This window comes from Shewanella sp. 10N.286.52.B9, assembly GCF_002873635.1.
Taxonomy (GTDB): Bacteria; Pseudomonadota; Gammaproteobacteria; order Enterobacterales; family Shewanellaceae; genus Shewanella.
Window position 1 is genome coordinate 1 of the sequence record NZ_MCTY01000233.1, and the last position, 244, is coordinate 244.

At 38.5% G+C, this 244-nt stretch carries 1 protein-coding gene; it reads right to left on the bottom strand.

The window, feature by feature from the left end:
* Positions 1-92: 92 nt before the first annotated feature.
* Positions 93-244: peptidylprolyl isomerase (locus tag BCU91_RS20645; protein ID WP_198590506.1), on the bottom strand; the 152-nt coding region annotated here is incomplete at its 5' end.

Below are 244 nucleotides of genomic sequence, written 5' to 3' on the forward strand. Positions count from 1 at the left end.
GCGTTAAATGTATATTTAACGCCGCTTTTTTAAATAATTGATGAATTTACGTAACGTAAATGAGTCACCTATAACCATGAAATTTATAAGGTTTATCGTTTCAGTAGTGTCGCTTTATTCAATTTCACTTCTTTAACGGGCACATCAGGCCAATTGAGTTGGGCATTATGGCCAGTTGGAACATATGACATGGCTTCCAGTACTGCCATTCCTTCTACGACTTCGCCAAATACCGCATAACCCC